Origin of the sequence: Nonomuraea sp. B10E15, from assembly GCF_039871615.1 — a bacterium.
Classification (GTDB): Bacteria; Actinomycetota; Actinomycetes; order Streptosporangiales; family Streptosporangiaceae; genus Nonomuraea.
The window spans coordinates 25127-37639 of sequence record NZ_JBDPMB010000017.1 but is presented as its reverse complement, the minus strand read 5'-3'; the positions used below and the strand labels follow the sequence as shown (position 1 = coordinate 37639).

The 12513-nt window shown below is 72.9% G+C and carries 14 protein-coding genes; 8 read left to right on the top strand and 6 right to left on the bottom strand.

Going from position 1 to position 12513, the window contains the following annotated elements; translation table 11 throughout:
* From ABGB14_RS35005 to ABGB14_RS34985, 5 genes are read left to right on the top strand one after another with little or no spacing between them, the layout of a single operon-like run.
* A complete protein-coding gene (locus ABGB14_RS35005; protein WP_347648134.1) occupies positions 1–675 on the top strand; it encodes an ABC transporter ATP-binding protein in 675 nt (224 codons plus the stop codon).
* Positions 672–1277 carry an energy-coupling factor transporter transmembrane protein EcfT gene (locus ABGB14_RS35000; protein WP_347648133.1) on the top strand — a complete coding sequence of 202 codons (606 nt, stop codon included), beginning with the start codon at positions 672–674 and terminating at the stop codon, positions 1275–1277. The genes ABGB14_RS35005 and ABGB14_RS35000 overlap by 4 nt, the downstream gene beginning before the upstream one ends.
* A gap of 48 nt (positions 1278–1325) precedes the next feature.
* Positions 1326–1676 (top strand): metalloregulator ArsR/SmtB family transcription factor, encoded by a 351-nt coding sequence (locus ABGB14_RS34995; protein WP_347648132.1) that lies wholly within the window; start codon positions 1326–1328, stop codon positions 1674–1676.
* A complete protein-coding gene (locus ABGB14_RS34990; protein WP_347648131.1) occupies positions 1676–2296 on the top strand; it encodes an SRPBCC family protein in 621 nt (206 codons plus the stop codon). Before ABGB14_RS34995 ends, ABGB14_RS34990 begins: the two co-directional genes overlap by 1 nt.
* On the top strand, positions 2293–2691 hold the full coding sequence (locus ABGB14_RS34985) for a VOC family protein (protein ID WP_347648130.1): 399 nt from the start codon (positions 2293–2295) through the stop codon (positions 2689–2691). The genes ABGB14_RS34990 and ABGB14_RS34985 overlap by 4 nt, the downstream gene beginning before the upstream one ends.
* 100 nt (positions 2692–2791) lie before the next feature.
* Here ABGB14_RS34985 and ABGB14_RS34980 read toward each other — a convergent pair whose 3' ends face one another.
* From ABGB14_RS34980 to ABGB14_RS34970, 3 genes are all read right to left on the bottom strand, one after another.
* Positions 2792–3397: a dihydrofolate reductase family protein gene (locus ABGB14_RS34980; RefSeq protein WP_347648129.1), complete on the bottom strand. Its 606-nt coding sequence runs from the start codon at positions 3395–3397 to the stop codon at positions 2792–2794.
* A gap of 66 nt (positions 3398–3463) precedes the next feature.
* Positions 3464–4666 carry an SWIM zinc finger family protein gene (locus ABGB14_RS34975; RefSeq protein WP_347648128.1) on the bottom strand — a complete coding sequence of 401 codons (1203 nt, stop codon included), beginning with the start codon at positions 4664–4666 and terminating at the stop codon, positions 3464–3466.
* Positions 4663–7491, bottom strand: a complete 2829-nt coding sequence (locus ABGB14_RS34970) for a DEAD/DEAH box helicase (protein ID WP_347648127.1) — start codon at positions 7489–7491, stop codon at positions 4663–4665. The genes ABGB14_RS34975 and ABGB14_RS34970 overlap by 4 nt, the downstream gene beginning before the upstream one ends.
* 101 nt (positions 7492–7592) lie before the next feature.
* On the opposite strand from ABGB14_RS34970, the gene ABGB14_RS34965 reads away from it, so the two are divergent.
* The 3 genes from ABGB14_RS34965 to ABGB14_RS34955 are packed head-to-tail and all read left to right on the top strand — an operon-like array spanning position 7593 to position 9929.
* On the top strand, positions 7593–8210 hold the full coding sequence (locus tag ABGB14_RS34965; RefSeq protein WP_347648126.1) for a DedA family protein: 618 nt from the start codon (positions 7593–7595) through the stop codon (positions 8208–8210).
* Entirely contained in the window at positions 8194–9294 is a 1101-nt protein-coding gene (locus tag ABGB14_RS34960; RefSeq protein ID WP_347648125.1) for a histidine kinase, read from the top strand. The genes ABGB14_RS34965 and ABGB14_RS34960 overlap by 17 nt, the downstream gene beginning before the upstream one ends.
* Positions 9285–9929 carry a response regulator transcription factor gene (locus ABGB14_RS34955; RefSeq protein ID WP_347648124.1) on the top strand — a complete coding sequence of 215 codons (645 nt, stop codon included), beginning with the start codon at positions 9285–9287 and terminating at the stop codon, positions 9927–9929. Before ABGB14_RS34960 ends, ABGB14_RS34955 begins: the two co-directional genes overlap by 10 nt.
* 27 nt (positions 9930–9956) lie before the next feature.
* Here the strand turns inward: ABGB14_RS34955 and ABGB14_RS34950 are convergent, their stop codons facing one another.
* From ABGB14_RS34950 to ABGB14_RS34940, 3 genes are all read right to left on the bottom strand, one after another.
* Positions 9957–10979, bottom strand: a complete 1023-nt coding sequence (locus ABGB14_RS34950; protein WP_347648123.1) for a zinc-dependent alcohol dehydrogenase family protein — start codon at positions 10977–10979, stop codon at positions 9957–9959.
* A gap of 203 nt (positions 10980–11182) precedes the next feature.
* The gene (locus ABGB14_RS34945; protein ID WP_347648122.1) at positions 11183–11824 is read right to left on the bottom strand and encodes a DUF305 domain-containing protein; all 642 of its coding nucleotides are present in this window, start codon (positions 11822–11824) and stop codon (positions 11183–11185) included.
* A 175-nt stretch (positions 11825–11999) separates the two neighbouring features.
* Complete coding sequence (locus tag ABGB14_RS34940) at positions 12000–12422, bottom strand: SRPBCC family protein (RefSeq protein ID WP_347648121.1); 423 nt, start codon at positions 12420–12422, stop codon at positions 12000–12002.
* Positions 12423–12513: the final 91 nt, after the last annotated feature.

The following is a 12513-nucleotide window of genomic DNA, read 5'->3' as shown; positions in this document are numbered from 1 at the left end:
GTGATCGAGTTCGCGGACGTGCACGTCCGGCTGGGCGGCCGTGACGTGCTGCGCGGCGTCACCGCCCGCCTTCCCGAGCGGCGCGTCGGCGTGGTCGGCGCCAACGGCTCGGGCAAGAGCACGCTGGCCAGGCTGATCAACGGCCTGGCCGTGCCCACCTCGGGCAGCGTGACCGTGCTCGGCCTCGACACCCGGCGGCAGGCGGCGAAGATCCGGCGGGCGGTCGGATTCCTGTTCACCGATCCCGACGCGCAGATCGTGATGCCGACGGTGGCCGAGGACGTCGCCTTCTCCCTGCGCCGCAAGGGCCTGGAGCGGGAGGAGGTGGCGCGGCGGGTGCACGAGGCGCTGGCCGCGTACGGGCTGGCCGGGCACGCCGACCATCCCGCGCACCATCTGTCGGGCGGCCAGAAGCAGCTGCTGGCCCTGTGTTCGGTGATGGTGCTGCAGCCGGACATCCTGGTGATGGACGAGCCGACCACGCTGCTGGACCTGCGCCATTCCCGCCAGGTCGCCGAGGTGCTGCGCGAGCTGCCGCAGCAGGTGGTGGCGGTCAGCCACGACCTGCCGCTGCTGGCGGACTTCGACCGGGTGCTGGTGCTCGACCAGGGCCGGATCGTGGCCGACGGCAGCCCGCAGGAGGCCATCGGCCACTACAGGAAGATGATGGCGTGAACAGCCTGACCGGCGCCTACGTGCCGGGTTCCTCGCCGCTGCACCGCCTGCCGGCCGGGGCGAAGCTGGCCGGGCTGGCCGTGGCCTGCACGGTGCTGGTGCTGCTGTCCTCGCCGGCGGCGCTGGCCGGCGCGGCGGCCGTCGTGGCCGGGCTCTACGCGGTGTCGCGGGTGGGGCCGGCGGCGGCGTGGGCTCAGGTGCGGCCGGTGCGCTATTTCGTGGTGGCGCTGTTCGGGCTGCAGTGGGTGTTCGTCGGCCTGGAGGGGGCGGCGGTCACGACGCTGCGGGTGCTGCTGGCCGTCGCGCTGGCGGGGCTGGTCACGCTGACCACCCGCACGTCGGCCATGATGGCGGCGCTGGAACGGTGTCTGGGGCCGGCGAGGCTGGTCGGGCTCGACCCGTTCCGCCTGTCGTTGCTGCTGTCGCTGACCGTACGCAGCGTGCCCGTCATCGCTGCGCTGGCCGTGCGCGTCCGGGAGGCGCAGCGGGCCAGGGGGGTCGAGCGCAGCCTGCGCGCCTTCGCCGTGCCGCTGGTGGTGAGCTCGCTGCGGCACGCCGACGCGCTGGGGGAGGCGCTCAGCGCGCGCGGGCTGGACGACTAGTTATACCCGTGTTGACTTATATAAGTGTGACCTGAAATAGTGAGCGGCGTGCACGCATTCGACGTCCTCGGAGATCCGGTGCGACGCCGGATCCTGGAGCTGCTCGCCGAGGGCGAGCGCAGCTCCGGCGAGGTGACCGCGGTCATCCAGCAGGAGTTCGGCATCTCCCAGCCGGCCGTCTCCCAGCACCTGCGGGTGCTGCGCGACAACGGGTTCGCCAGCGTGCGCGCCCAGGGCGCCCGGCGGCTCTACGCCGTCGAGGCGGGGCCGCTGCGGGAGGTCGACCTCTGGCTGGAACGATTTCGCGGTTTCTGGAACCAGCGGCTCGACGCGCTGGCCACCGAGCTGGCACGAGGCAAACGCGAACGCCGCGCCCAAGACGACACGAAGGACACTTGATGAGTTTCATCGACGAGCTCAACCGAGCCCACCGCGAGGTGGTCAACGGCGAGCGCAAGACCGTGGCGCTGCGGCGCCACTACGACGCGGACGTGGAGGACGTCTGGGAGGCCTGCACCGACGCCGAGCGGCTGAGCCGCTGGTTCCTGCCGGTCACCGGGGACCTCCGGGTGGGGGGCACGTACCAGCTCAAGGGCAACGCGGGCGGCGAGATCCTGCGCTGCGAGCCGCCGCGCCTGCTCAAGGTCACCTGGCTGTTCGGCCCCGACCCCGGCTTCTCCGAGGTCGAGGTGCGGCTGTCGGCCGAGGACGGCGGCACCCTGTTCGAGCTCGAGCACACCGCCGAGATGCCGGCCGAGATGTGGTCGCAGTACGGGCCCGGCGCGACCGGCGTGGGCTGGGACCTGTCGCTGCTGGGCCTCGGCCTGCACCTGTCGGGCGGCGAGCAGGTGGACGAGGCCACCTTCCACCTGACCGCCGACGGCCGCAGCTTCATCACCACGAGCAGCCAGGCGTGGGGTGAGGCGTTCCAGGCCGCGGGCGCCCCCGCCGACCAGGCCGCCGCCGCCGTGGCCGCCACCACCGCCTTCTACGCTCCCGAGGAGGAGTCCCCCGCATGACCCAGAAGATTCACACGTTCCTCATGTTCCAGAAGGGCGAGGCCGAGGAGGCGATGACGTTCTACGTGTCGCTGTTCGACGACGCCAAGGTGACCCGTCTGGAGCGCTTCGGCCCGGGCGAGCCCGGCGCGGAGGGCTCGGTCAAGCGCGGCACGTTCACGCTGGCCGGCCAGGAGTACATGTGCCTGGACAGCCCCACGCCGCACGGCTTCGACTTCACGCCCTCGATGTCGCTGTTCGTCGACTGCGACACCGAGGAGGAACTCGACCGCCTGTACGCGGCGCTGGCCGAGGGCGGGGGCGAGCTGATGCCGCTGGGCTCCTACGGGTTCAGCACGAAGTTCGGCTGGGTCAACGACCGTTTCGGCGTCTCGTGGCAGCTCAACCTGGCCTGAACGCCCGCCCCGCGGCCGATCAGAGCCCGTCCCCGGGCGCCCCGGCCCATGGCCGGGGCGCCCGGGGACGTGATCGGGACGCGGGGCCGTCACCCGGGACCTACGTGTCGGTCCCGTAGGTCCCGTAGGCCGGAAGCCCCGTCGGTTCGAAGGTGTGCACCGACAGGCCGCCCGGTGTCGTCTGGTGGCCGGCGAGCCGCAGGCCGGCGGGGGCGCCGCCGTCCGGGAACAGGCCCCGGCCCACCACCACCGGGGCGATCACGAGTCGCAACGTGTCGATCAGCCCGGCGGCCAGCAGAGACTGCGCCAGCCGGGCGCTGCCGTGGATCTGCAGTTCCCTGCCGGGCCGCCGCTTCAGCTCGGCGACCCGGGCGGTGACGTCGCCGGACAGGATCGTGGTCGGATTCCATTCGGCTCTGGTCAGGCTGTTGGAGGCCACGTACTTCGGCAGCCCGTTCATGAGCTCTGCGGAGGGATGGTCGGTCATCTTCGGCCAGTCCCGCGCGAAGTTCTGGTAGGTACGGCGGCCGAACAGGAACGCGTCCGCCTGGCGGAGCCAGGTGCCGGCCAGCCGGTCGAACTCCTCGTCCAGGTGCGGCACGAACCAGCCGCCCCGCATGAACCCGTCGCTGGTGTCCTCGTCCGGGGCCCCCGGCCCCTGGGAGACACCGTCGAGGCTCAGGAACTGCTGCACAACCAGCTTCATGGCGTATCACACACTCTCTTCGGCCCCGATGGCCGACTCAGTCGCTTTCGGGGGGAGACTCCCTCCCTACTGTTGTGGACACCGTGGCGTGCCGAAACTCATCGGTCCTGGCACCGTCGGTCGTGGCCGGCCACCGCTGACGAGGGCCGACGGGTCGTGTTCGGGCGGGCCGGCCGGCCACCAGCAGCCTACGCGTTCGGTGAAGGGGTACCACCGCCCGTCGCGCCCGTAGCGCAGTTGCAGCGGGCCGAGCGTCCAGCGGTTGCGCCACGCCTCGACGGGCGGCGGGCCCGTGCCCTCCCAGCCGGCCTCCAGCCGGGCCCGCGCCCTGGCCAGGTCCTGGCGGGGCGGCGTCCACGGGGTTTCGAGCACGTCGAGGCCGTCGGCGCCGCCGTACCTCCAGGCCTCGACGGCGGCCTCAAGCCCGCGGTCGAGCCCGAGGCCGTGCTCGGCGGCCAGCCGTACGCGGTCCTGGTAGTCGGTGAGGCGGGGCAACCGCCCGCGCAGCAGCAGCTCGCGCGCCCGGGAGGCGGCGGAGGCGGCCAGCACGCCCAGCGCGGCGACGTCGACGCCGATGTCGCCGCCGGGGCCGGGCTCGAGCGCGGGCGGGGTGAAGGCGACGTCGTCCGGCGGCGGGGCGGGCAGCGGCGGTGTCCCCAGCGCGAACGCCTCGGCGGCCGGCACGCCCCCGGGTTCACGGGCGGGATCGCCGGCAGGGACGTCGCTCCGCTGGAGCGCCTCGATCAGCTCGTCCCGGCCGCGCCCGCGCATGAGCAGCAGCACGAACGGGTCGGCGTCCAGCAGCCACGAGGCCTGGTAGCACAGGGCGGCCGCGTGCTTGCACGGGTGGCCCCAGTCGGGGCAGGAACATTCGGGCTCCAGATCGCCGACGGCGGGCAGCAGCGGCACGGCGGCGTCCTGGGCGGCCTCGACCAGGTCGTGCGGCATGTCGCGGTCGAGGAGCGCAGCGATGTGCCCGGCCTTGGCGGCCACCTGGCCGAGGAAACGTTCCCATGCGGCGCCGGTGAGCTGCTCGACGCGTACGACGGTGTCGTACTCGTTCTCGGCGACGGCGGCGATGCGGCCGGGGCTGACGGTGATGGGGCCGAGCTGCCCGGTCTTGGCGTACGCGCGGCCCTTGCGCAGCAGGACGTGGTCGAGGGAGGTGTCCTCCATGGCCTTGACCCAGGCGCGGCCCCACCAGGAGGTGGCGAAACGGGCGCCGGCCCGCTGGGGGGCGAAGGCGGGGAACCCGCGGGCGGCGTTCACCTCAGCTCCACGAGCGCGGCGAGGTCGGCGTCGGTCAGTTCGGTGAAGGCGGCCTCGCCGGAGGCGAGCACGGCGTCGGCGAGCGAACGTTTGGCGGCGAGCATGCCGGCGATGCGGTCCTCGATCGTGCCCTCGGCGATCAGGCGGTGCACCTGGACGGGACGGGTCTGCCCGATGCGGTAGGCGCGGTCGGTGGCCTGGTCCTCGACGGCGGGGTTCCACCAGCGGTCGTAGTGGATGACGTGGTCGGCGTTGGTGAGGTTGAGGCCCGTGCCGGCCGCCTTGAGCGACAGCAGGAACACCGGCGCCCGGCCGTCCTGGAAGCGGCGGACCATCTCCTCGCGGCGGGCGACCGGGGTGCCGCCGTGCAGCAGCTGGGTGCCCACGCCCCGGGCGGTGAGGTGGCGTTCCAGCAGGCGGGCCATGGCGACGTACTGGGTGAAGACCAGCGCCGCGCCGTCCTCGGCGGTGATGGTGTCGATGAGCTCGTCCAGCAGTTCGAGCTTGCCGGAGCGGCCGGGCATGCCCGGGTCGGCCTCGTGCAGGTAGTGGGCGGGGTGGTTGCAGATCTGCTTGAGCCCGGTGAGCAGCTTGACGATGAGGCCGCGCCTGGCCATGCCCTGGGCGTCCCTGATCTGGGCCATGATCTCGCGTACGGCGGCTTCGTACAGCCCGGCCTGCTCCGTGGTGAGCGCGACGGGACGGTCGGTCTCGGTCTTGGGCGGCAGCTCGGGCGCGATGCCCGGGTCGCTCTTGCGGCGGCGCAGCAGGAACGGGCCGACCAGCCGCGCCAGCCGTTCGGCCGCCTGGCGGTCGCCGGACTCGACGGGTTTGGCCCATCGCGCCCTGAACCTGCTGAGCGGGCCGAGCAACCCGGGCGTGGTCCAGTCGAGGATGGCCCACAGCTCCGACAGGTTGTTCTCCACGGGGGTGCCGGTCAGCGCGACGCGGGCGGCGGCGGGGATCTCGCGCAGGGCCTTGGCGGTCCCGGACGCGGGGTTCTTGACGTGCTGGGCCTCGTCGGCCACGAGCAGGCCCCACGGGTGGGCGGCCAGGCGGTCGGCGTCGAGACGCATGGTGCCGTACGTGGTCAGCACGAACCCCTCGTCGGCGGGCGTGCGGGCGGAGCCGTGGTAGCGGCGCACGGGCACGCCGGGCGCGAACCTGGTGATCTCCCGCTCCCAGTTGCCCAGCAGCGAGGCCGGGCACACCACGAGCGTCGGGCCGGTGCCCGTGCGGTGCAGGTGGAGGGCGATCACGGTGATCGTCTTGCCGAGGCCCATGTCGTCGGCCAGGCATCCGCCGAGGCCGAGGGAGGTCATCCTGGCCAGCCAGCGCAGCCCGGCCAGCTGGTAGTCGCGCAGGGTGGCGGCCAGCCCGGGCGGCGGGCCGGCGTCGGCGGGCTCGGCGAGGCGTTCGCGCAGGTCGCGCAGCCAGGCGGTGGGCTCGGCCTCGATCTGCTCGCCGTCGACCTCGACCGTCCCGGTCAGGGCGGCGCCGAGCGCTTCGAGCCCGGTCAGGGGCTTGAGCTCCCGCCGGCGGGCCTTGCGGGCCAGGTCGGGGTCGATGAGCACCCACTGCTCGCGCAGCCGTACGACGGGGCGGTGGGCCTCGGCGAGCAGGTCCATCTCGGCGGGGGTCAGGCGTTCGCCGCCGAGGGCGAGCTGCCAGTCGAAGCTGGTCAGCTGGTGGCCGCCGAGGAAGGAGGGCATGTCGGAGGGGGCGCTGTCGCGCTCGCCGATGACCGCGCGGGCGCTCAGGCCGCGTACGAGTGACTTGGGCCAGTGCACCTCGACGCCGATGGCGGCCAGGCGCTCCGCGGCGCCGGCGAGGAGGTCGTCGACGTCACCGTCGGAGAGGGTGAGCTCGTCGGGGACCGCGCTGTCGAGCAGCCGTTCGAGGCGAGGCCAGGCGCGGGCGGCGCGGCGGACGGCCAGGGTGGTCTCGATCCTGGCGCGGGCGCCGAGGCCGTGCCCGCCGCTGTGCCCGCCGCTGTGCCCGCCGCCCTGCCACAGGGCGGCGGCGTCGACGACGAGCGATGGGTCGGCCAGGCTGTGCACCTGGACGACGGCGCGGAACTCACCGGCCAGCTCACCGGCCAGCTCACCGGCCAGCTCACCGGCCAGCTCACCGGCCAGCTCACCGGCGAGGTCACCTGCCGGCTCGCCGGACAGGTCGCCGGCCTCCAGCCGCAGCGACAGGCGCACGCCGGCGTCGAGCCCGGCCGACACCTCCTCGGCCCATCCGCGCAGGTGCGGCACCTTGACCGGCTTCATGGCGGCGTAGGCGGTGGTGCCGGTGGCCCTGACGGCGCCGGGGGAGCGCGGCATGGTGTCGGCGACCGCGTCCAGGAAGGCGCGCACGAGCGGTTCGGCGTCGGGCAGCCGGATCCCGGCGTCCCGCGGGTTTCCCAGGGGTACGGCGCGGGCAGTGGCGGGCATGGCATCGGCCAGGTCGCGTACGCGCCGGATGTCGGCGGCGTCCAGCGGCCCCGCCCGCCAGGAGTCGTGCTCGCCCGCCGTCACCCCGGGCAGCAGGCGGCCCCGCGTGACGAGTTGGAGCGCCACGAGGGCCACCGCGCCCCAGAATCGTGTGGCAGGGTGGACGTCGGGGCCGGTGCGGGCCCGGGCCAGCGCGGCCACCGCCTCGTGCACCGGCACGACGGTCGCCGCGACCTGCTGGGTGCGCACCTCGCCACCGTTCTGCTCGGCCACCGTCATGGTGGACTCGCCGTCCGGATCGAGAAAGGCGACGACCCCCGACCTGGGGGGATCGCCGGGTTGGAAGACTGCCGCGTGTCGTACCAGATCCGTCAAGGGGCTCACGGCCGTACAGTGTACGGTACGTCGGGGCTGTGGTTTACCGCAGTCCTGGACGGCCACCTGCCGCATTACCGTCATGTCCGATCTTGCCTAGCGTTGCTGCCATGACTGACTGGTTGGTTGGACTGATGGAGAGCCTCGGGGCGCCCGGGGCGGGCCTCGCGATCGCGCTGGAGAACCTCTTCCCGCCCCTGCCGAGCGAGGTGATCTTGCCGTTGTCGGGCTTCACCGCCAGCAGGGGCGAGCTGGGCCTGATCGAGGTGCTGGTGTTCACGACGCTCGGCTCGGTGCTGGGGGCCCTGGCGCTCTACGGGGTGGGCGCGGCGCTGGGCCGCGAACGCACCCTGGCGCTGGCCGCCAAGCTGCCCCTGGTGAAGACGTCCGACATCGAGAAGACCGAGGCCTGGTTCGGCCGCCACGGCCGCAAGACCGTCTTCTTCGGCCGGATGATCCCCGTCTTCCGCAGCCTGATCTCCATCCCCGCCGGCGTGGAGCGCATGCCGCTGCCGATCTTCACGGCGCTGACCACGGCCGGCAGCCTCATCTGGAACACGATCTTCGTGATGGCCGGCTATCTCCTGGGCGAGCAGTGGTCGGTCGTCGAGACGTACGTGGGGGCCGGCAGCTACGTGGTGGTCGGCCTGGTCGTGCTGGCCATCCTGGTGTTCATCGGGGTCCGGCTGACCGAACGGCGCAAGGGCAGGCATGCGTCTGGCCGCTGAGGGCCTGCGGCTGCTCGGCGCCGTGACGCTCGGCGCCATGACGGCGCTGTGCGGGCTCGTGTTCCTGCTGGTGGCGCTGCCGTTCCTGGCCAATCCCAACGTCGTCGCCGCCTCCCGGCGCCTGGCCCGGCTCGAAGCCCGCCGCCTGCGCCTGGACACCGCCGGCCTCACCGCGCTCACGGAGAGCGACCTGGGCGCGTCTCGCTACCTCGCCGCGCGCGTCCCGCTCGGGCTGCTGGGCGGGATGGTGATCGCGCTGCTCGTCTACGGCACGGGCGCGGCGGTGTACATCGTCGTGTTCTGGGGCCAGGGCAAGCCGCTGGACGGCATGCTGCCGTCCGTGCCCCTGCTGGCCTACACCGTGGTGGCCGGCAGCGTGCTGCTGTTCCTCGACCTGTCGGGCATCGTCGGGGTGCACGCGCTGGAGCGCATGCTGATCATGCGGATGCTGGGCCCCGACCGCACCCAGGTGCTGGAACGCAGGATCGCCGAGCTGGCCGAGAGCCGGGCCGGCATCGTGGCCGCGGTCGACTCCGAGCGGCGCAGGATCGAGCGTGACCTGCACGACGGGCTGCAGCAGCGGCTGGTGGCGCTGTCGATGCTGATCGGACGCTCGAAGCGGGGCCGCACGGAACTGCTGGAGCAGGCGCACCAGGAGGCGCAGGAGGCGCTCGCGGAGCTGCGCGAGGTGGCCTGGCGGGCCTATCCGAGCGGCCTGGACTCCCTCGGTCTGGGCGAGGCGCTGGCGGGCGTGGCCGAGCGGTCCAACGTTCCCGTCAAGGTAGCCTGCGAGCTGCGGCGACGGCCGCCGATGGCGGTGGAGACGGCGGCCTACTTCGTGGTCAGCGAGGCGGTGACCAACGCCGCCAAGCACGCCGCCGCCACGCTCATCACGGTCGAGGTGCACGAGGAGGACTCCCAGGTGGTCGTGCGGGTGCGCGACGACGGCCGCGGCGGCGCGAGCCCGGCGGGCGGCGGCCTGTCCGGGCTGGCCAGGCGGGTGGCGGCGCTGGACGGCACGTTCGAGCTGACCAGCCCGCCGGGCGGTCCGACGTCGATCACGGCGGTGCTGCCGTGCGGGTGATCCTGGCCGAGGACTCCACGCTGCTGCGCGAGGGCCTGGTCCGGCTGCTGGTGGAGGAGGGCCACGAGGTCGCCGCCGCGGTGGCCGACGCCGAGTCGCTGGTGTCGGCGGTGGCGGCGTACGAGCCGGACATCGCGGTGGTGGACGTGCGCATGCCGCCGACCCACACCGACGAGGGGCTGCGAGCCGCCCTGGAGATCAGGACACGCTGGCCGGCGGTGAAGGTGCTGGTGCTGTCGCAGTACGTCGAGAAGAGGTACGCCACCGAGCTGATGAGCGCGGACGTCGAAGGGGTCGGCTATCTGCTGAAGGACCGGGTGGCGCAGGTCGGCGACTTCCTCGACGCGCTGGAGCGGGTGGGGGCCGGGGGAGCGGCGTTCGACCCCGAGGTGGTGCGGCAACTGCTGGCCCGCACCACCCAGGTCGATCCCCTGGCCCGGCTCACCGCGCGCGAGCGCGAGGTGCTGGAGCGGATGGCGCAGGGGCTGACCAACGCCTCGATCGCGCAGGCTCTGCACGTGTCGCAGAGCGCGGTGGAGAAGCACGTCAACTCGCTGTTCGACAAGCTCGGTCTGTCGCACACGGCCGGCTACAGCCGCCGGGTGCTGGCCGTGCTGCACTTCCTGGAGTCCTGAGTCCCATGGTTGTTCCTTCGTGGCGGGTCAGGGGCGGAGCAGGGTCTTGATGGCGCGGCGTTCGTCCATCGCCCGGTAGCCCTCGGCGGCCTCCTCCAGTGGGAGGTCGAGATCGAAGACCCTGCCGGGATCGATCTTCCGGTCCCAGATCAGGTCGATGAGCTCGGGCAGGAAGCGCCGGACCGGAGCCGGGCCGCCGTGCAGGTGCACGGCGGAGAAGAACAGCTCCTCGCCCGGCAGCGCGACGTCGTGGCTGACGCCGACGTAGCCGACGTGGCCGCCGGGCCGGGTGGAGCAGATGGCCTGCATCATCGATTCCTGGGTGCCGACGGCCTCGATGACCGAGTGCGCGCCCAGACCTCCGGTGAGCTCCTTCAGCTGGGCGACGCCCTGGTCGCCGCGTTCGGAGATGATGTCGGTGGCGCCGAACTCGACGGCGAGCTCCTGCCGGTCCGCGTGGCGGCTGAAGACGGCGATGTGTTCGGCGCCGAGCTGCCTGGCGGCCAGGACGCCGAGCAGCCCGACCGCTCCGTCGCCCACGACGGCGACCGTCCTGCCGGGCCCGGCTTCTGCGGCGACGGCGCCGAACCAGCCGGTGCCGAGCACGTCGGAGGCGGTCAGCAGGCTGGGGACGAGGCCCGCGTCCGGTTGGCCGGGGGTGGCGACGAGGGTGCCGTCGGCCAGCGGGATCCGGGCGTACTCGGCCTGGGTGCCGATCGCGCCCATCAGCTCGGCGTGCACGCACCGGGACTGATAGCCCGCCCGGCAGATCTCGCAGGTGTTGTCGGAGGCGAAGAACGAGCCGACGACGAAGTCCCCGACCTTGATCGTTTCAACCTGGTCGCCGGTCTGCTCGACGACGCCCACGTACTCGTGTCCCATCGGTGCCGGGCCGTCACCCTGGTCGATGCCGCGGTAGGGCCACAGGTCCGAGCCGCAGACGCACGCCGCGGTGACGCGGATGATCGCGTCGGTGGGCTGGACGATCCGCGGGTCGGCGCGGTCCTCGACGCGTACGTCGCCCGGACCGTGCAGAACTGCTCCACGCATGACAGGTGTCTCCTTCGACGGCGTCGTTGTGATGACGGCGGACGCCCGTGGACGGTCGCGTCCCGCCTCGGCGGTGCGTCGCCCGGTTACGGCGTCCCGCCTGGTTTCCCACCTCAGGGTGAACGTTCCCCAGGTGGCCGGGGCCTGAACGGCTCAGCGCGCCGGCGCGAGCCAGGGCCATGACCGCCGGTATGGCCCTGGCGTCATTTCGGGCTTGCGGGCATGCCGGGCGCTTCCGGGATGCAGGGCATGTTCCCCTGTCCGAACCACTGGGCCAGGTACTGCCGCATCGTGCGGACCTCCGCCCACTGGTCGTCGCGCACCTTGCGGGCGAAGTCGGAGACCTCGGCATGCTGCGCCTCACCGTGCATGAGGAGCTGCTGCGACATCATGATCGCCATCATGTGGTGCGGGATCATGTGCTGCAGGAACGTCCTGTCGAGCTGATCTCCCGACAACCCCGGCAGGTCGGGCATCGTGGTCCCGCTCGGGCTCGGCGCCGGGCTCTGCCGGTACCACTGCTCCAGCCAGCCCTTCATCCTGCCGACCTCGGCGGTCTGCGTCGTGACGACGGACTGCCCGAGCTGCCGCATCTCGGGTCTGGTGGACCGCCGCAACTGCCGGGCCGCAGTGATGGCGTCCTCGTGGTGCGGCACCATCCGCGACAGGTAGTCGTACTCGCTGGTGACGGGACGCATCTGCCCCATGCCCGGGCACGTCGGCTGCGGGCCCGTGGGAGAAGGACTCGGGGAAGGGATCGGCGGAGATCCCATGGCCGCCACGGTGGCCCCCGAACCCGTGACGATCGCGGCCAGGAAAGCCCCGGCGGCGATCACAGTCTTCATGGAGCGTCGCTTCATGCGTCGTCCCCCACGCCGGATCGACACCTCTTCCCACGGTAATCCCGCAGTTCTGACCGGCCGACGTCAGGTCCGCCGGCCCTGATCTGACCGCACGTCCGGAGCCGCGCACGCCCCCGTGCGGCGTCGATCGACCCGATCCCGCGCAGCGTCGGCGGGATCAGCGGCGCAGCAGCGCGCCCAGCTTGCGCAGGGAGTGGCGGGCGAGGGCGCGGACGAGCGGGCGGGCCAGCGGCCACAGGGCCCGGCCGAGCGGCCCGAACGGCAGGCTCAGCTCCTCGGCCCAGACGACCCGGCTGCCGCCGTCGTGCGGCCGCACCCGGATCGCGCCGCGGCCGCGCACCACGCACCCGGTGTGGTTCATGATCACCAGAGTGGGAGGCTCCCAGCGGGTGATCGTCATCGTGTCGAGGAAGCCGAACGGCCGCACGCCGGTGTAGGCCTCTACGGCGTGCTCGCCCACCTGGCGGGCGGTGGTCATGAACATCCACTCCCGGTGCCTCGGCCAGTCGGTGATCAGCGCGAAGACGCGTTCCGGCGGCGCGGGCACGTGGACGGCGACGGCCGTGTACACGGGTTTCATCCGGCTCCCTAGGCGCGTGACCACATGGTCTCCTCCCGCTCGGACCCTACCCGCGCCGGCGGTCCGGCACGACGCCGCGGCGCGCGACGGC

Excerpts from the sequence above, each read along its gene's own strand:
- ABGB14_RS34945 (WP_347648122.1), bottom strand. The coding sequence starts at position 11,824 with ATGAAGACTGTGATCGCCGCCGGGGCTTTCCTGGCCGCGATCGTCACG.
- ABGB14_RS34960 (WP_347648125.1), top strand. The coding sequence starts at position 8,194 with ATGCGTCTGGCCGCTGAGGGCCTGCGGCTGCTCGGCGCCGTGACGCTC.
- ABGB14_RS34985 (WP_347648130.1), top strand. The coding sequence starts at position 2,293 with ATGACCCAGAAGATTCACACGTTCCTCATGTTCCAGAAGGGCGAGGCC.
- ABGB14_RS34980 (WP_347648129.1), bottom strand. The coding sequence starts at position 3,397 with ATGAAGCTGGTTGTGCAGCAGTTCCTGAGCCTCGACGGTGTCTCCCAG.
- ABGB14_RS34950 (WP_347648123.1), bottom strand. The coding sequence starts at position 10,979 with ATGCGTGGAGCAGTTCTGCACGGTCCGGGCGACGTACGCGTCGAGGAC.
- ABGB14_RS34965 (WP_347648126.1), top strand. The coding sequence starts at position 7,593 with ATGACTGACTGGTTGGTTGGACTGATGGAGAGCCTCGGGGCGCCCGGG.
- ABGB14_RS34940 (WP_347648121.1), bottom strand. The coding sequence starts at position 12,422 with ATGAAACCCGTGTACACGGCCGTCGCCGTCCACGTGCCCGCGCCGCCG.
- ABGB14_RS34990 (WP_347648131.1), top strand. The coding sequence starts at position 1,676 with ATGAGTTTCATCGACGAGCTCAACCGAGCCCACCGCGAGGTGGTCAAC.